Here is a 15,798-nt window from a genome sequence, read left to right on the forward strand (position 1 = left end):
CCGACGCGCGCCCCCCCGCGGCGCCGCGCGGCCGTGCGGCGAGGGCGCGACGCGCGGCCATCTCGGCCGCCGCCCCGTCGCCGTCCGCCTGCGCCTGCGCGGCCTCGGAAATGCCGGAGAGCCAATCGCACAGCGGCTCCCGGGCGGCGGCGCGCGCGGAAGCAACCGATAGTAAAGCAAGCAGCGCGAAACCCACGCGGGCGTAAGCCCACGCGCGTGCGAACCTTTCCAGGCCGCGCGCGGGAGCGGGTTCACTCCGCGTCTGGTGGGGCTTGACTCGCTGCATCGAGCGGCGCCATATAGCGCGCGCGCCCAGCCCTTGTCGATGAGGGGCTCGCGCGAGCCACGGCGCTTGCATCGGCGCCGGGTCGTACGCCGGTTCTCGAGGGGGGACCGCGGCGATCGGACGGGGGCGGGTCGCGCCTTCGCGCCGCCTGGAGGGATGGCCCGGCCATCCAGAGGAGTCCATCGTGCTCGACAAGCCGTGCCCCACCGAGCTCACCGCTCCGATCAACCCCGACCGTGGTGTCGAGGGCCACCGCAACCTCTTCTGCAACTACTACGACGCCTGTCTCGACGAGGCCGTGAAGCAGGGCTGGAACAGCTGGACGTGCACCCGCTGCCCCCTGCACGCCCTCCAGCCCGAGGTCGAGGGGGGACTCGAGAGCTACGCCACCCAGCGGAGGCTCGTCTAGCCCCGCCAGACGTACACCGCGACCCCGGCGTACCCGGGCGTGCGCTCGATGCGTCCGGACGGCGCGCTCTTCCCCGTCAGTCCGTGTAGATCACCGCGATCCAGAGCCGACGCGCACCGTACCGCCGGCTGTCCCCCGTCGCCACGCCCACCCCCACGCGATGGAAGCGTGGATCCGGCAGGTTGCGCGACCGGGTCGCCTCCGCGGGCGCGCTCGCCACGAACACGTCCACCGCGGCGACGCCCCTGCCGGCGAGCGCTCGCGCCCCGAGGTCACCCGCGTCAGGAGAGTCCGCGCGCCGCATCGACTCGGCGGCGTCGCGCGCGAGCGCGTCGAGCGCGGGGTCGCCGAGGAGCGGCGGGCGTCCGAGCCGGGCGCGCTCGCGCCAGAGCGCCTCGCGCACGCGCGCGTCGGGGAGGAGCGCGCTCTCGGCGCCGTCGTCGGGCGGCTGCACGAGGACCTCGGTGAGGTAGACCGCAGGAGCGCCGGAGGGGAGCGTGCCGCGCGCGAGGCCCACGCCCACCCCTGTCGCCCGGGCGAGGAGGTTCGCGAGGTGCGCCGGGCTCTCCTCGATCTTGGCGTGCGCGGAGACCGCGCTCGGCCCCTGCGCGACGTTCTCGTACGCGAAGCGGTACGCCACCCCGGCGCGCCGCAGCCGATCGCCGACCTCGCCCGAGCCGGGGAGGACGTGCGCCACCGTCGCCGCGTCGCGCATCGCGGCGCTGTGCCGGCGGGCCACCCCGGAGAGCTCCGCCGAGGCCGTCACCGCCGGCAGGCCGCGACGGCGACGCGTCGCGTTGATCGCGCTGACGATCGCCGCCTCCGCGGCCGCAGGGTCCTCGGGGTCGACGGCCGCGAGCGCGGCCCGCGCAGGCGCTTCGACCGCGACGCCGCCCGCGGCGACGGTCAGGATCGCGGCGACCTCGGGCCCGCGCGCGCTCTCGCCGACCACCTCCACCGTGTACCGGCCGCGCGAGGGGAAGGAGAGGCGCGCCCGAAAGCCGCTCCCGCTCGCTGCGGTGTCCACCTCTCGCGCGTCGCCTGCCGGGACCGTGACGAACACGCGGGCGGCGCGCAGGCCACGCGACAGCGTGCCCGAGAGCACCGCAGCGGCGCCCGCCGGCACCTCGCGCGGGAACGGCTCGAGCGCCGCCTTGCGCTGCGACGCGAGCACGAAGGCGTAGAGCACGCCGTCGCGCTCGACCGCCCCCGCCCCGACGTGGCTCGCCGCGGAGCCGGGCAGGAGCCGAGCCAGCGCGTCGGGGGCGTCCTCGGCGCGCGCGCGCAGCGAGTACACGGTCGGTGACGGATCGTAGCAGAGGGCCCGCGCGAGCGCCTCGCGCGAGGCCGGGCCCGAGGTCGCCTCGGGATCGCCCGCGGCGGCCCTGGCGGCGAGCTCGCGCGCGGCGAGCGAGAGCGCCCCGGAGGACCGCGCGCCGCGCAGGTGCGCGAACGCGACGTCGAGGAGGCGCTGCTCGACAGGCGCGAGCGTCGCCTCGGGCTCGGGGCCGTAGCTCCCCTGGGCGGGCGCCGCGGCGCGCTGCGGGACTGCGCCCGGGCCAGCGGTCCCGGATGCGGCGTCGGGCCCCTGCGCGGTGGGGCCGGGCGGGCGCGGCGCCGCGCATCCCGCGAGGAGCGCCACGATCGTCGTCGCGAGCGCGGCGATCGACCGGGCGCGCGCCGGCGCTCCCGCGCGCAATCAGCGCTCCGGCGCCACGCGCACCTCGAGGCCGCTCGCGACGACGCGGCCGAGGCGAGCGTTCACGCGCTCGCACAGCGGGCTCTCGAGGGCGACCAGCTGGGCTGCCCACTCCTCCGAGCGAACGAGCACGAGGAGGCGGCCATCGCGCAGCACCCCGCGCATCGAGACCTCTCGCGCGAGGCGCGGCCCGCAGGCATCGGCGAACGCGGTGGTGAGCGCTGCGCCTTGCGCGGCGGGCCACTGCGAGAATGTCTCGGCGAGCACGGAAGCGACGGTTCGGCGGCGGCCTCTCACGGGGGTCGCAACGTACGGTCAGCGCGCGACATGCGTCAAGCAGCCGCGCCGTGAGGCACGCCTGCGGCAACGGGTCGCGCGGCGGCCGCACGCGTTCGGGTGTGGTAGTTTCGCCTGGAGGTATCGGTCGATGCGCGCCCCGCAGGCCCAGATGGCGACGGTGGAAGCACCCGCGACCACCCCCGTCCCACATCACACGACGGCGCGCGGCGAGACGCGCGTCGAGCGCGCACGCCTGAACCTCTCCTGGATCGTCCAGCTCCACTGGTGGGCGATCCTCGGCCAGGTCGCCATCGTGGTCGGCGCGTCGTCCTGGACCCACATCGGCGTCCCGATCGTGCCGCTCCTCGCGATCCTCGTGCTCGAGGTCGGAGGCAACCTGGCGCTCCGCACGTGGGCGCAGCACGCCAGCCCGCACGCCACGAGCGCGAGCGTCGCGGCGGTCATGTTCCTCGACGCCGCGGTGCTCACGGTCCTGCTCGATCTCACCGGCGGCGCCTCCAACCCCTTCTCCACGCTCTACCTCGTCAACGTCGCGCTCGGCGCGGTCCTCCTGCCGCCCCGCTGGTCGTGGACGCTGATGGTGGCGAGCCTCGCGGGGTTCGCGTCGCTCTACCTCCACGAGGAGGCGACCTCGCCGGCGCACCACATCCGCACGCACATGGATGCGGCGCAGATGATGGACTCGCACCTGCGCGGCATGTGGATCGCGTTCGCCATCGCGTCGGTGTTCATCGTGTTCTTCGTCCAGCGCGTCTCGCGGGCGCTCGCCGCGCGCGAGCGGGAGCTGCAGCAGGCGCGCGCGCTCGTCGAGCGGCGCGAGAAGCTGGCGTCGCTCGCGACGCTCGCGGCCGGCGCGGCGCACGAGCTCTCGACGCCGCTCTCCACGATCGCGGTCGTGGCGAAGGAGCTGCAGCGCTCGCTCCCCGACGTGCCGGCCGAGGTGCGCGGCGATCTCCAGCTCGTGCGCGAGCAGGTCGGACGCTGCCGCGACATCCTCGATCGCATGTCCGCGAACGCGGGCGAGCACGCCGGAGAGCCGCTCGCGCCGATGAGCGTGCGCGCCTGGGTGGAGACGGCGCTCGACGGGCTCCCGGCGCGGGATCGTGTCGAGCTCGCGCCCGAGGAGGATTCGCTCGACGCGTACCTCGTCGGGCCGCCCCGCGCCCTCGGCGACGCGCTCCGCGGCCTGCTCAAGAACGGCATCCAGGCCTCGCCTCCGGAAGAGCGCGTGACGCTGCGCCTCGCGGCGACGGAGGGCTGGGTTCGCGCGCGGGTGGTGGACCGCGGGCGCGGCATGACGGCCGACGTGCTCCGGCGCGTGGGCGAGCCGTTCTTCACCACCAAGAGTCCGGGGGAGGGGATGGGCCTCGGTCTGTTCCTCACCCGGGCCCTCGTCGAGCAGCTGGGGGGAAGCTTTCAAATCACCTCGCGTCCCGGTGCCGGGACGGAGGCCTGCATCGATCTGCCGGCGGCGGACGCCGCCGAGAGGAGCGGTCCATGAACGTCGAAGGAACGCACGAAACCCTCCCGAGCATCCTGCTCGTGGACGACGACGAGGTCCTGCGCGAGCGCCTGGCGACCGCCATCCGCGCCCGCGGCTACGAGGTCCGCACCGCCGGCAGCGCCGACGAGGCGCTGCGCGAGGCGGCGAGGGAATCGCCGGAGATGGCCGTCCTCGACCTGCGCATGCCTGGCGGCGGCGGGCTCGATCTGCTGAAAGAGCTGCGCAGGCACGATCCCGCGACCCGCGTCCTCATGCTCACCGGCTACGGCAGCATCTCCACCGCGGTGGAGGCCGTGCGCGAGGGGGCCGTCGGATACCTCCCGAAGCCGGCCGACGCCGACGAGATCCTCGCCGCGCTGAACGGCACGAACACCGCGAAGCAATCCGGCGTCGAGACGCCGTCGCTCGCGCGCGCGGAGTGGGAGCACATCCAGCGCGTGCTCACCGACTGCGGCGGCAACATCTCGGAGGCGGCGCGGCGGCTCGGGATCCACCGCCGCTCGCTGCAGCGGAAGCTCCACAAATACCCGCCGTCGCGCTGACGCGGGATCGCCCGCACGGGCGGCGTGCTGGACGGGGCCCTGCCGCCACGCCGCTCGCCGCCTCGCCGTGGCCCTCCCGGGGCGTCGTCCGTCCGCGGACGCGCCCCGAATCCTTTCGGCGCTCGGCGGATCCAACTTTTCGACAGGCGCCTGGGGCCGACGGACGGCGGGCGGCGCTGAAAGGATTGGAGATGGGGAACGCGACGGTCGAGATCACCGGCAAGAACTTCAAGGAGACGGTCGAGAAGGACGGCATCGTCCTCATCGACTGGTGGGCGCCCTGGTGCGGCCCGTGCCGGGTGTTCGGGCCCACGTACGAGAAGGTCGCGGCGAAGCACCCGGACGTCACCTTCGGCAAGGTGAACACCGAGGCCGAGCAGGAGCTCGCCGGGGCGTTCGACATCCGCTCCATCCCGACGCTCATGATCCTGCGCGACAAGGTGCTGCTGTTCTCGCAGCCGGGCGCGCTGCCGGAGGCGGCCCTCGAGGATCTCATTCGCCAGGTCCGAGCGCTCGACATGGAGAAGGTTCGCGCCGAGATCGCAGCCCAGGAGCGCGACGGGAGCGCGAAGCGCGCCACGGTCTGACGCGAAGATCGCGACGAAAGCAAAGGGCGGGCGGCCGTGCGGCCGCCCGCCCTTCGTCCGTCAGAGTGCCGACGTGAGCTAGTAGCCCTTGCTCGGAGGCGGCGTCGCGCCGCTCGAGCCGGAGCCCGTCGTGCCGGTTCCGGTCGCGCCGGTGCCCGTGTCCGACGGGGGCTTGGTCGTGCCGGTGCCCGTGTCGGATGGGGGCGTGGTCGTCGTCGTGCCCGTGCCCATGCCGGTGCCGGTCTCGCCCGCGCCGGTCCCCATCGAACCGGAGGTCATCACGTCGATCCGGTTCACCTGCAGCGTGTCGCCCGTGCCGGAGAAGCTCGCGCGGACCTGGTCGCCCTCCTTGATGTCGCTGAGGGAAGCGCGCTGGCCGTCCTTCATCACGCGCGTGCTGTCGCTCACCTTCAGCTTCTTGTCGCTGTTCGCGAGCGTGAGCTCCTTCGTGTCACGGTCGAACTTCTCGACCTTGCCCGTGAGCTCGTTCTTGCTCTTCATGCCGGACGTGTCGCTCGCCGTGCCGCTGGAGCCGGTGCCCATGTCGCTCGTCGTGCTGCTGGAACCGGTGCCCATGGTCGAGCCGCTCTGCGGCGACGTCGAGCCGGACCCGGTCGTCGAGCCGGTCTGAGACGACGTCGAGCCGCCCATCCGATCGTCGGTCGACTGGCCGCTGGTCGTGGAGCCTGCCGTCGAGCCCGACTGCGCGTGCGCGGGGATCCCCGCGACGAGAAGGCCTGCGACGCCGATGCCGGCCACGGTTCCCCATCCTAGACGCTTCATTCCAATACCCTCCCTGCTCCGAATGACGGAGCCCGGCCGAACTGCCGTGGCTCTCTTGTGTGCGCATACGGTGAGCATCGAGGTCCCGCGTGTCAGAGCGAATTGCTACAGGTTGCGGACTGAACGCATGAGCAGTTATCTTCCTGCGCGGAGGCAGCGGCGTCATGTCGGCGGGTGCGGAGCGTCATCAGGTGGTCGAGCGGCTCCGCGACGAGATCCGCCGCATCGAGCGGCGCCCCGCTCGACGGGCGGGTGCGCTCGCGTGCGGTCGCCCCGAGATCGACGCGCTGCTGCCCGAGGGCGGTTTCCGTCGTGGCGCACTCACAGAGCTGGCGGGTGGGCCGGCGAGCGGGAAGACCGCGATCGCGCTGGCGCTCTTTGCGGCGCTCGGACCGGGAGACCTCGCCGCCTACGTCGATGGCCGAGGCGAGCTGTATCCGCCTGCAGCCGCGGTGCTCGGGGTCGACCTCGCACGCCTCCTCGTCGTGCGGCCCCCGCCCCGCACGTCCGCCGAAGGCCCGGCGCGCGACCCCGCGCTCGTCGCGCTGTGGGCCGCGGAGGCGCTCCTCGCCTCGGGCGCGTTCGCCGCCGTGGCGGTCGACGTGCCCGTCGCGCGCGCCGTGCGGGGGGCGGACGCTGCCGCGCGCCGTCTCCAGGCGGCCGCCGAGAAGGGTGGCGCGGTGGGGCTGTGGCTCGTCGCGCCCGGCGGAGCGGCGCTCCGCGTGCCGGTGGCCGTCCGGCTCGAGTTGAGCGCGGAGGATGGGCGGATCGTCGGGCGCCGCCAGCACGTGCCGGACGAGGCGGCGCGGGCGAGCGGCGCGGCGCTCCGTTCGCACGGTGCCGGCCTGCGCGCATCGTGGCGGCCCCGGGCGGTGGTCCAGGAGGGTGACGATGCGGCGTGAGGCGAGCGGGCTGCGCGTCGTCGCGCTGTGTCTCCCCGAGCTGCCGCTCCAGCGCGCGCGGCGCCAGCGCGCCGACGGCTGCGACGGCCCGTTGGCGGTCGTCTCCGAGGGCCGGATCGTGCACTGCGACGGCGCGGCGGCCGCGGACGGCGTCCGCCCCGGGGCCACGCTGTCGGAGGCGCTCGCCGCGTGCGGTCGGATGCGTACGGTTCCGCTCGATCCCGCGGCGGATCGCGCCGCGCTGCGCGCGGTCGCCGAGGCGGTGCTCCTGCTCGCGCCCGCGGTCGAGCCGTGCGCGCCGGACGTGGTGCTCCTCGACGCGAGCGCCGCAGGGCTTCTTGCGAGGCCGAACACCGCTGCGCTCAGCGCGGGCGAGCGGATCCTCGCGGAGCGCGCGATCGCGGCGGCGGCGGAGATGGGGTACGCGGCGCGCGCGGCGGTCGCGACCGGTCGCGCCGCGGCGCGGGCGCTCGTGCGCCACGGCGCGTTCACCCGCACCGGCGAGCTCCTCCACGTCGCGCCCGAGGCGACCGCGGGTGCGATCGCGGCGCTCCCGCTCGAGGCGCTCGGGCTCGCGCCGGCGGTGGGGGCCCGGCTGCGCGGGCTCGGGATCGGCGACGCGGGCGCGCTCGCGCGGCTCCCGGCGGGCACCCTCGCGCACCGGTTCGGACCGGACGGCGTCGCCGCGGCGCGCCTCGCCCGCGGCGAGGACGACACGCCGCTCTCGCCGTACGTGCCGGAGACGTTGCCGGTCGAGGCGCTCGAGCTCGAGGCGCCGGCGGAGAGCGCCGAGCCGCTCCTCTTTGCGCTGAAGCGGCTCGCCGATCGGGTCGCCGCGCGCCTCTCCGGCCGCGGCCTCGGTGCGACGCGGCTCAAGGTCGTCCTGAAGCTCGATCCCCGCGGCGAGGAGCGGGTCATCGTGCCGCTCGCGCAGCCGACCGCCTCCGCCGCGCGCTGGCTCGTCCCGGCGAAGGAGCACGTGTTCTCGCTGCGGCTCCCCGGGGCGGTGACCGCCGTCGAGCTCGCCGCGATCGAGGTCGCGCCGCTCGCGGCGGAGCAGCTCGCGATCGACGACCGCCCCGAGGCGCTCGCCGCGCTCGAGACCGTCCTCGCGCGACTGGGGGTGCGGCTCGGCGACGGCGCGCTCTTCGCGGCCGAGCCGGTCGAGCGGTACCGTCCCGAGGCGGCGTACCGCGCCGTTCCGTTTCGCCCAGGCGGCGCGCGCGGCTCCACGACGCGGGCACTCGGCGCCGGGGTGCTCGCGCCATCCCCCGTGGCCGAGCCGCGGCCCACCCGACTCGTGGAGCCGCCCATGCCGATCCTGGCGGAGGGCGAGGGGGGGCGCGTGACGGCGCTCCGGGTCGAGGGCCGCGCGCGCGCGGTGCTCGCGATGGAGGGCCCGGAGCGGCTGCGCGGGGAGTGGTGGGCGCCCGTGCCTTTCGACCGCGACTACTACCGCGTCCGGCTCGACGGCCTCGGGGACTGCTGGGTGTACCGGGACGCCGCCGACGGGCGGCTCTACCTGCACGGATATTTCGACTGACGTGAACCACGAGCGACGCAGGATCGACACGGGTGGGATCGGGGCCGGCGCGCGGGAGGCGCCGCGGCCCGCCGCGGTGCGCTACGCGGAGCTCCGCTGCCACTCCTGCTTCTCCTTCCTCGAGGGGGCGAGCCACCCGGAGGAGCTCGTCGCTCGCGCCGCGGAGCTCGGGCTCTCGGCGCTCGCGCTCACCGACGTGAGCGGCCTGTACGGGATCGTCCGCGCGCACACCGAGGCCAAGCGGCGCGGGTTCCCGCTCGTCGTCGGCGGGGAGCTGGTCGTGACGGGGCTCACGCCGGGCCGCCCGGCGCGGCTCGTGCTGCTCGCGCAGGATCGTGAGGGGTACGCGGGTCTGTGCCGGCTCGCGACGCGCGCGCACGGGGCGGAGGATCCGGCGCGGGCGGCGCCGCGGCGCCCGCGGGAGGAGGTCGCCCTCGCGCTCGAGGCGGTGGCGGCGCGCGCGCGCGGGCTCTTCGCGCTCTATCCCGGCGCCGACGGCGACGCGGCCGCACGGCTGAAGGAGATCTTCGGCCCGCGCCTCGCGCTCGCGGTGGCGCGCCACCGGGTGGCGGGCGAGGAGGCGCGCGTGCTCGCCGCGCGCGCCATCGGCCGGCGGCTCGAGATCCGCGTGGCGGTCACGAACGACGTCCACACGCACGACCGGCGCCGGCAGGTGCTGCAGGACGTGCTCACCTGCGTCCGCCATGGGACCACCGTCGATCGCGCCGGCCGCCGCCTCTTCCCGAACGCGGAGCGGACGCTGAAGGGGCCGGAGGAGATGGCGCGGCTCTGGAGCGACTTCCCCGAGGGGCTCGAGGCCGCAGCGGAGATCGCGGACACATGCCGGTTCCGGATGGAAGAGATCCGGGGCGAGCACCCGCTGCCGCCCGTCGTCCTCGAACGCTCCGCCCTCGCGGGAGGCGCCGCGGTCGCGATGTCGAGCCCGCCTCAGGACGAGCGCGCCGTCGCGCCGGCGCCGAACCGGTCGCTGCGAACGACCTCGACCCCGACCCCGGCCCCGACCCCGACCCCGACCTCGACCTCGACCTCGACCTCGACCTCGACCTCGACCTCGACCTCGACCTCGACCCCGACCGCGACCCCGACCCCGACCCCGACCCCGACCCCGACCGCGACCGCGACCGCGACCGCGACCGACTCCGCCGACGCCATCACCGGCATGGCGCTTCTCCGCGAGCTCGTGCGCGAAGGGGCACGCTGGCGCTACGGCGGAGATCTTCCGGAGGAGGTCGCCCGGCAGCTCGCGAGGGAGCTCGAGCTCGTCGAGCAGCTGGGGTACGCGAGCTACTTCCTCACGGTCTGGGACATCGTCCGCTTCGCGCGATCGCGCGGGATCCTGTGCCAGGGGCGCGGCAGCGCCGCGAACTCCGCGGTCTGCTTCGTGCTCGGCATCACCGCGATCGATCCCGTCCGCATGGGCCTCCTGTTCGAGCGGTTCATCTCGGCGGAGCGCGGCGAGCCGCCGGACATCGACGTCGACTTCGAGCACGAGCGGCGCGAGGAGGTGATCCAGTACGTCTACGAGCGGTACGGGCGCGATCGGGCGGGCATGGTCTGCGAGGTCATCTCCTACCGGGGCAAGTCCGCGCTCCGGGACGTGGGCAAGGCGCTCGGCCTGTCGCTCCCGCAGGTCGATCGGCTCGCGAAGCTCATCGGCATGTACGAGGACCTCTCGCAGGTCGGACCGGAGCTCCTCGCGCAGGCGGGGCTCGACGTCGATGCGTCGGAGCGGGTGCGCATGACGCTCGACCTCGCGCGCGAGCTGCAAGGCTTCCCCCGCCACCTCTCGATCCACGTCGGCGGGTTCGTGATCACGCGCCGGCCGCTCTGCGAGACGGTGCCCATCGAGCCGGCCGCCATGCCGGGGCGGACCATCGTCCAGTGGGACAAGGACGACCTCGCCGATCTCGATCTGCTGAAGGTCGATCTCCTCGGGCTCGGCATGCTGACCGCGCTCTCGCGCGCGCTCGCGCTCCTCGCCGCCCACCGGCCGGCGCCGGCGCTCCTGAGCGCCGTCCCTCATCCCGACTCCCTAGCAACCATCCCGGCCGAGGACCCGGCCGTCTACGACATGCTCTGCAGGGCGGACTCGATCGGCGTGTTCCAGATCGAGTCGCGCGCGCAGATGTCGCTCGCGCCGCGGCTCAAGCCCCGGAACTTCTACGACCTCGTCATCTCGGTGGGGATCGTGCGTCCGGGCCCGATCCAGGGCGGGATGATCCACCCGTACCTGCGCCGGCGCGACGGCAAGGAGCAGGTCCGCTACCCGTACCCGCCGCTCGAGCCCGTCCTCGCGAAGACCCTCGGCGTGCCGCTCTTCCAGGAGCAGATCATGCGCCTCGCCGTGGTCGCGGCGGGGTTCACGCCGGGCGAGGCCGACGAGCTGCGCCGCCTCATGACCCACCGGCGCTCCCACGAGAAGCTCGCCGCGATGCGGGCGCGCCTCCTCGCGGGCATGGAGCAGCGCGGCATCTCCGCGGCGGACGCGGAGCTCATCTTCCACCAGCTGCTCGGGTTCGCCGGCTACGGCTTCCCGGAGTCGCACTCCGCCTCGTTCGCGCTGCTCGTCTACGCCTCCGCCTGGATCCGCCGCTATCATCCCGCCCCCTTCGCCTGCGCCCTCCTGAACAGCCAGCCGATGGGCTTCTACGCGCCGCACACGCTCATCGAGGACGCGAAGCGCCACGGGGTCGAGGTGCGGGGGATCGACGTCTGCGCGAGCGGGTGGGAGAGCGCGCTCGAGGGCGCGGCGGGCGCGCCGGCTGCTCCCGGCGACACACCCGCGCTCCGGCTCGGGCTCCACCTCGTCCGCGGGCTGCCGCGCGACGTGGGCGACGCGATCGTCGCTGCCAGGTGCGCGCGGCCATTCGCGGACCTCGGCGACCTCGTGCGCCGCGCGGGGGTGTCGCGCGCGTGGCTCGTGCGGCTCGCGGAGGCGGACGCCCTCGGGCCGCTCGCGCCGGATCGGCGCAGCGCGGTGTGGCGCAGCCTCGCGATGGAGGCGGACGGGGGCGACCTGTTCGCGGGCGTGACCCCGGCGGAGCCGGCTACCGCGCTGCCACCCGCGAGCGCCGCGGAGGAGGTTTCTGCCGACTTCGCGACCACCGGCGTCTCGGTGCGCGGCCATCCGATGGCGGTCCTCCGCGCCGCGCTCCCGAGCGCGACCGTCCGCACCGCACGCGAGCTCGCCCGCCTCCCGGACCGTGCCCCCGTGGAGGTCGCCGGGCTCGTCATCGTCCGGCAGCGTCCCGAGACCGCCGCGGGGATCGTGTTCGTGAGCCTCGAGGACGAGACCGGGATCGCGAACCTCGTCGTGATGCCCGACGTCTACGAGCGCTTTCGGCCGGTGGTGCGCGGCGCGCCGTTCCTCGTCGCGCGCGGGCGGGTGGAGCGGAGCGGCGAGGTGGTGAACGTGCGCGTGAGCTCGGTCGCGCCGCTCGCCCTCGCCCCGCAGGTGGGGAACCGCGCGCGGGAGTTCCGCTGAGCCCCGGCCTCGGTGACCCTGCGGCCGCGATCCGGATCTCTACGGGCAGACCCGGTAGGGCACCCGTCCCGGAGCGGCGCCGAACGCGCCGATGAAGACACGGAGCGGGCGTGGATCCCCGTCGATGTAGAGCGCCAGGTTCACGCAGCTGCCCCCGAAGTCGAACCCCGCGTCGTCGCCCGCCAGGAACGAGAAGCGGATGCGGCCGCCGCCGGCGCTCACCGCGTCCGGCGCCACGCCCTGCGGCGTCACCCGGCCGCTGGCACCCGCGATCTCGCCGTGGAACCGCCGCGGCAGGTCTGCCCGCGCGCGCAGGTGCCACCCGGCGCCGTCGTGCCACAGCCGGTACGCCTCCGACCCGGGATCCTCCAGCGGCGGACCGGGCTCGACCCGGCGCGCAAGCACCGCGCCCCGCGAGAAGCCGCATCCTCCGGCCAGGAGGAGCAGGAGGGCAGTGGCGGCACGCGCACGCGCGGTCATGGCGAGACCTCCGCCACGAACGTTCGGCTCTGCCGTTCCAGGGGCAACGGATGGCGGACGGTGAAACGGGGGAAGGGGAGGAGGGACCCGGCGCCGGTGGAGGGAGCGCCCCGCGGCTCGAGGCCCCGATCCGATCCGACCTCGACCTCGACCTCGACCTCGACCGCGACCGCGACCTCGACCGCGACCTCGACCTCGACCTCGCCGGCTCCGACGACCGAGGCCGAGCCCATCACCCACCCCGCCCGCAGCGCGCCGCCCCACGTGGCGGGACCTCGCGCCCGCAGGCGGGCCACTGGACTCGGTAGGCACCGCCCCGACCCACGGACCGCAATGCAACGCGGTCGGCCTCGGCACCGTCGCCCATGTGCAGCCAGCGCCCGCAGCCCCGCGTTGCCGGCGGCGTCTGGCGGACGGCACCGCTCCCCGTACCTTGTCCCCGTCCATCGTGGCCCGCCGAGGACGTGAGGTCCCGCCCAGGCGGCGCGCCACGGTGACCTCGGCCGGCTTCGACTCGAACCTCGTGAGGTGGCATTCACGGAGCGTCACCCCATGTCTTCGCGCAGGCGGCCGCCACCGACTGACGTCGCCTCGGGTTCCGTCCCTGCCGGCGCTCGCACTCTCGTGGGTCGTCCTGCCGTCCGCTGGAACCCCTCTTCGAGCGGACCTCGCTCGACCGATTCTCCAAACGCCCGCGAAACCCCTGGCGTATCGCACGGCCGGCACCTCGACCCCTGGGCTAGGGGTTCCCGCGTAGCGTCCTCGGGAGGCATACGTCGCTGCGCACGTCCACCTAGCGTCGACGAACGGTCGGCAGGAGGGGGACATGAAGACGACGAGGCGAGTGGAGAGGTGGCTCCGCACCGGCGCGGCCTTGCTGGCGGCGGTGTGGACGAGCGCCGGGTACGGTCAGACGCAGACGATGCTGCCCGGGAGCGCGATCCCGAAGTGGAAGGAGGCGCTCCCGCGGCTCGCAGGTCAGGGGGGAACGATCAACACGCTCCTCGGCTTCGTCCCAGGGACGACGCCGGCGCCGGGCCAGCTGACGCTGCACATGTGCGAGGTGAAGGTGAACGCGCTGCCGGCAGGCACGTTCGCACCGAACGTGAAGCCTGCGACGTGGGCCTGGGCGTACATCGCCGGTCCGTGTCCGGACTACACGAAGGATTCGACGCTGCCGCTCGACACGTACATCGGCCCGGTGATCCTCGCCCAGCGCGGGGTGCCTACCGAGGTCACCTACGTGAACGCGCTCGGCGACGCAGCGTCGACGAACGTGCTCGCGTACAAGACGAGCACCGACCAGACGCTGCACTGGGCCGATCCGCTCGAGCTCGGCTGCATGATGACGGCGGCGATGGGGAGCTGGACGGTGAACGGCGTCGGGGTGATGTACCCACCCCAGGCCGATCCGTGCGCCTGGAACTACGGCGGGCCGATCGCCGCGGTCGCGCACCTGCACGGCGGCGAGGTTCCGGCAGAGGTGGACGGCTCTCCGGACTCGTGGTTCACGAGCGAGGGCGCGGCTCTCTTCGGCCCCAAGTACTACACCAAGGGTGACGTGACGCCGGGCCAGGCCGTCTACACGTACCCCAACGTGCAGGAGGGTGCCCCGCTCTGGTTCCACGATCACACGCTCGGCGCCACGCGCCTCAACGTCTACGCCGGCCTCGCGGGCGGGTACTACCTGCTGGACCCCGAGGCGAACCTCGCGCCGAACCTCCAGCCGGTCTCCGACGTGATCCCGCTCGTGATCCAGGACCGCATGTTCGACACGAACGGTCAGCTCTTCTTCACCGCCGGGCTGAACGGCTTCAACCCGGCGCTGGCGAGCCCGGGCTGGGCGCTCAACCCCGAGCACCCGTACTGGAACCCCGAGTTCGTGGGTGACGTCATCGCGGTGAACGGGAAGGTGTGGCCGCGCCTCGACCTCCAGGCGAAGCGGTACCGCTTCCTCTTCCTGAACGGGTCCAACGCGCGCACCTACGAGCTCTTCCTCACGAACCCGGCGACGAAGGTGAACGGGCCGCCGCTATGGGTGATCGGCAATGACGGCGGGCTGCTCGACGCGCCGGCGCTCATCGATCCCAACGCGGCGAAGCCGAGCCCGACGAAGCTCGTGATCATGCCGGGCGAGCGCTACGAGATGATCATCGACTTCACGGCCTACGCCGGCCAGACGTTGTTCCTGCGCAACACGGCGAAGACGCCCTATCCCGGCGGCGCCACGCCCAACGGCGCGACGGTCGGGCAGATCCTGCAGCTCAGGATCGGCGCGGCGGTGGCGGACGCGAGCTACGACCCCGCGAAGGACGGCGCGCTGCGGCCGCCCATGCAGCGGCTCGTCGCGGCGGGCGCCGTGACGCCGGCCGTGAAGCCCGACCTCGTCCGCCAGCTCACGCTCAACGAGGTGATGGGGATGCCGATGGCCGCCGTGAACCCCATCAACGGCCTCCTCACCAACTATCCCGGTGGCCCGCTCGAGATCCTCGTGAACAACACGAAGTGGGCAGGCGCCGGCCCGATGGGCGCGGCGCGCGCCGACTTCGTCGAGCGTGACGACGATCCGCTCCGATACTCGGAGGTCCCGAACGAGGGGGCCGTCGAGGTCTGGGAGATCGTGAACCTCACCGCCGATGCGCACCCGATCCACCTGCACCTCGTGCAGTTCCAGATCCTCAACCGGCAGCGGTTCGACGTGGGCAAGTACTCCGCGGCGTACGGCGCGGCCTTCCCGACGACCTGTACGCCGAAGGACGCGACCGGCTACTGCCCCGGCTTCGGCCCGCCGCTCACGTACCAGCCGCAGGCGTTCACCCGGACCTACCCGGTCAAGGCGAACGTCCCGGTGGTCGGCGGCAACCCCGACGTCGCGCGGTTCCTGTCGTCCGCACCCGCGCCCGCCGCGACGCAGGAGCGCGGCTGGAAGGACACCGTCCAGGCGCCGCCGGGCATGGTCACGCGCATCATGGTCCGGTGGTCGCCGACCGACGGACAGAGCTCGACCTTCGCCTTCGATCCGTCGGGCGGCGGCACGCACAACTACGTCTGGCACTGCCACATCATCGACCACGAGGACAACGAGATGATGCGGCCTGACTTCGTTTCGCCCGCCGCGAATGCGATCCGGACGTTCACGAAGGGCACGGAGCTCACGAGCTACTGACCCGTGGGAGCAGCGGACGGCGCCCCGGCCACGAGCGGCCGGGGCGCCATCGCCGAGCGGGCGCTCGGGCGGGTGCGCGGGCGCGAGGAGGC

At 74.2% G+C, this 15,798-nt stretch carries 15 protein-coding genes; 9 read left to right on the forward strand and 6 right to left on the reverse strand.

The genetic code is table 11. The features are described from left to right. On the reverse strand, nucleotides 1-196 hold a 196-nt coding region (locus MNY62_RS17990; protein ID WP_242345578.1), incomplete at its 3' end, for a hypothetical protein. 274 nt (nucleotides 197-470) lie between these two features. Here MNY62_RS17990 and MNY62_RS17995 point away from each other — a divergent pair. Next, complete coding sequence (locus MNY62_RS17995; RefSeq protein ID WP_242339112.1) at nucleotides 471-695, forward strand: hypothetical protein; 225 nt, start codon at nucleotides 471-473, stop codon at nucleotides 693-695. 76 nt (nucleotides 696-771) lie between these two features. Here the strand turns inward: MNY62_RS17995 and MNY62_RS18000 are convergent, their stop codons facing one another. Then, nucleotides 772-2,394 (reverse strand): CAP domain-containing protein, encoded by a 1,623-nt coding sequence (locus MNY62_RS18000; protein WP_242345579.1) that lies wholly within the window; start codon nucleotides 2,392-2,394, stop codon nucleotides 772-774. Beyond that, nucleotides 2,395-2,661, reverse strand: coding sequence for a DciA family protein (locus MNY62_RS18005; protein ID WP_242345580.1), 267 nt, complete (start codon nucleotides 2,659-2,661; stop codon nucleotides 2,395-2,397). 160 nt (nucleotides 2,662-2,821) lie between these two features. Here MNY62_RS18005 and MNY62_RS18010 point away from each other — a divergent pair, with 160 nt between their 5' ends. The 3 genes from MNY62_RS18010 to trxA all read left to right on the forward strand — a co-directional run bounded on the left by MNY62_RS18010 (nucleotide 2,822) and on the right by trxA (nucleotide 5,327). Then, nucleotides 2,822-4,195, forward strand: a complete 1,374-nt coding sequence (locus tag MNY62_RS18010; RefSeq protein WP_242345581.1) for an ATP-binding protein — start codon at nucleotides 2,822-2,824, stop codon at nucleotides 4,193-4,195. After that, the gene (locus MNY62_RS18015) at nucleotides 4,192-4,740 is read left to right on the forward strand and encodes a response regulator transcription factor (protein WP_242345582.1); all 549 of its coding nucleotides are present in this window, start codon (nucleotides 4,192-4,194) and stop codon (nucleotides 4,738-4,740) included. The genes MNY62_RS18010 and MNY62_RS18015 overlap by 4 nt, the downstream gene beginning before the upstream one ends. A gap of 191 nt (nucleotides 4,741-4,931) precedes the next feature. Beyond that, nucleotides 4,932-5,327, forward strand: coding sequence for a thioredoxin (gene trxA / locus MNY62_RS18020; RefSeq protein ID WP_242345583.1), 396 nt, complete (start codon nucleotides 4,932-4,934; stop codon nucleotides 5,325-5,327). Between the two features lie 78 nt (nucleotides 5,328-5,405). Here the strand turns inward: trxA and MNY62_RS18025 are convergent, their stop codons facing one another. Further along, nucleotides 5,406-5,828, reverse strand: coding sequence for a hypothetical protein (locus tag MNY62_RS18025; RefSeq protein WP_242345584.1), 423 nt, complete (start codon nucleotides 5,826-5,828; stop codon nucleotides 5,406-5,408). Between MNY62_RS18025 and MNY62_RS18030 the strand changes: the two genes are divergently transcribed. From MNY62_RS18030 to MNY62_RS18045, 4 genes are all read left to right on the forward strand, one after another. After that, nucleotides 5,806-5,958, forward strand: a complete 153-nt coding sequence (locus tag MNY62_RS18030; RefSeq protein ID WP_242345585.1) for a hypothetical protein — start codon at nucleotides 5,806-5,808, stop codon at nucleotides 5,956-5,958. The two genes, MNY62_RS18025 and MNY62_RS18030, sit on opposite strands and share 23 nt — an antisense overlap. Nucleotides 5,959-6,274: 316 nt before the next feature. Beyond that, on the forward strand, nucleotides 6,275-7,012 hold the full coding sequence (locus MNY62_RS18035; RefSeq protein ID WP_242345586.1) for a DNA recombination/repair protein RecA: 738 nt from the start codon (nucleotides 6,275-6,277) through the stop codon (nucleotides 7,010-7,012). Next, on the forward strand, nucleotides 7,002-8,555 hold the full coding sequence (locus MNY62_RS18040) for a Y-family DNA polymerase (protein ID WP_242345587.1): 1,554 nt from the start codon (nucleotides 7,002-7,004) through the stop codon (nucleotides 8,553-8,555). Before MNY62_RS18035 ends, MNY62_RS18040 begins: the two co-directional genes overlap by 11 nt. Before the next feature lie 76 nt (nucleotides 8,556-8,631). Next, nucleotides 8,632-12,060 (forward strand): error-prone DNA polymerase, encoded by a 3,429-nt coding sequence (locus MNY62_RS18045; RefSeq protein WP_408629094.1) that lies wholly within the window; start codon nucleotides 8,632-8,634, stop codon nucleotides 12,058-12,060. A 39-nt stretch (nucleotides 12,061-12,099) separates the two neighbouring features. Here MNY62_RS18045 and MNY62_RS18050 read toward each other — a convergent pair whose 3' ends face one another. Both MNY62_RS18050 and MNY62_RS18055 read right to left on the reverse strand, forming a co-directional pair. Continuing rightward, nucleotides 12,100-12,540: a hypothetical protein gene (locus MNY62_RS18050; RefSeq protein ID WP_242345589.1), complete on the reverse strand. Its 441-nt coding sequence runs from the start codon at nucleotides 12,538-12,540 to the stop codon at nucleotides 12,100-12,102. Then, nucleotides 12,537-12,836 carry a hypothetical protein gene (locus tag MNY62_RS18055; protein WP_242345590.1) on the reverse strand — a complete coding sequence of 100 codons (300 nt, stop codon included), beginning with the start codon at nucleotides 12,834-12,836 and terminating at the stop codon, nucleotides 12,537-12,539. Before MNY62_RS18055 ends, MNY62_RS18050 begins: the two co-directional genes overlap by 4 nt. A gap of 530 nt (nucleotides 12,837-13,366) precedes the next feature. On the opposite strand from MNY62_RS18055, the gene MNY62_RS25580 reads away from it, so the two are divergent. Beyond that, nucleotides 13,367-15,706: a multicopper oxidase domain-containing protein gene (locus MNY62_RS25580; protein ID WP_279426693.1), complete on the forward strand. Its 2,340-nt coding sequence runs from the start codon at nucleotides 13,367-13,369 to the stop codon at nucleotides 15,704-15,706. Nucleotides 15,707-15,798: the final 92 nt, after the last annotated feature.

The sequence above is a fragment of the Anaeromyxobacter terrae genome (genome assembly GCF_022690685.1).
GTDB lineage: Bacteria > Myxococcota > Myxococcia > Myxococcales > Anaeromyxobacteraceae > Anaeromyxobacter > Anaeromyxobacter terrae.

What these genes read in the sequence shown, in the direction of transcription:
- MNY62_RS25580 (WP_279426693.1), top strand. Translation starts at nt 13,367, where the DNA reads ATGAAGACGACGAGGCGAGTGGAGAGGTGGCTCCGCACCGGCGCGGCC.
- MNY62_RS18040 (WP_242345587.1), top strand. Translation starts at nt 7,002, where the DNA reads ATGCGGCGTGAGGCGAGCGGGCTGCGCGTCGTCGCGCTGTGTCTCCCC.
- MNY62_RS18035 (WP_242345586.1), top strand. Translation starts at nt 6,275, where the DNA reads ATGTCGGCGGGTGCGGAGCGTCATCAGGTGGTCGAGCGGCTCCGCGAC.
- MNY62_RS18050 (WP_242345589.1), bottom strand. Translation starts at nt 12,540, where the DNA reads ATGACCGCGCGTGCGCGTGCCGCCACTGCCCTCCTGCTCCTCCTGGCC.
- MNY62_RS18025 (WP_242345584.1), bottom strand. Translation starts at nt 5,828, where the DNA reads ATGAAGAGCAAGAACGAGCTCACGGGCAAGGTCGAGAAGTTCGACCGT.
- trxA (WP_242345583.1), top strand. Translation starts at nt 4,932, where the DNA reads ATGGGGAACGCGACGGTCGAGATCACCGGCAAGAACTTCAAGGAGACG.
- MNY62_RS18015 (WP_242345582.1), top strand. Translation starts at nt 4,192, where the DNA reads ATGAACGTCGAAGGAACGCACGAAACCCTCCCGAGCATCCTGCTCGTG.
- MNY62_RS18010 (WP_242345581.1), top strand. Translation starts at nt 2,822, where the DNA reads ATGCGCGCCCCGCAGGCCCAGATGGCGACGGTGGAAGCACCCGCGACC.